The organism is Legionella quateirensis (assembly GCF_001467955.1).
GTDB classification, from domain to species: Bacteria; Pseudomonadota; Gammaproteobacteria; order Legionellales; family Legionellaceae; genus Legionella; species Legionella quateirensis.
On record NZ_LNYR01000018.1, the window covers coordinates 1 to 548 of the forward strand.

Sequence of the window (548 nt, forward strand, 5' to 3'; positions counted from 1 at the left end):
TTGTTGGGTTAATTGGTGTTGTTTTTGCTTGAGATCGCCTACCTCATGCTCATTGGCACTTTTATTTTCGGATAACTGAGCAGTCAGGCGTTGCAGAGTCAACTGGCTTTCAGACAGTTGTTCTCTTAATTCCTGTTGCTGTTTTTTTAATTGTTCGGTTTCAGCACTACGTTCTTCTTTATTTTGGCTGTATTCTTCGTTCAATCGATCCAGAGCGGCTTGGCTGTCAGCCAGTTGTTGGGTTAATTGGTGTTGTTTTTGCTTGAGCTCGCCTACCTCATGCTCATTGGCACTTTTATTTTCCGATAACTGAGTAGTCAGGCGTTGCAGAGTCAGCTGGCTTTCAGACAGTTGTTCTCTTAATTCCTGTTGCTGTTTTTTTAATTGTTCGGTTTCAGCACTACGTTCTTCTTTATTTTGGCTGTATTCTTCGTTCAATCGATCCAGAGCGGCTTGGCTGTCCGCCAATTGTTGGGTTAATTGGTGTTGTTTTTGCTTGAGATCGCCTACCTCATGCTCATTGGCACTTTTATTTTCGGATAACTGAG

The 548-nt window shown here is 42.5% G+C and carries 1 protein-coding gene; it reads right to left on the minus strand.

Going from position 1 to position 548, the window contains the following annotated elements; genetic code table 11:
- On the minus strand, positions 1-548 hold a 548-nt coding region (locus Lqua_RS18325; protein WP_202972747.1), incomplete at both ends, for a hypothetical protein.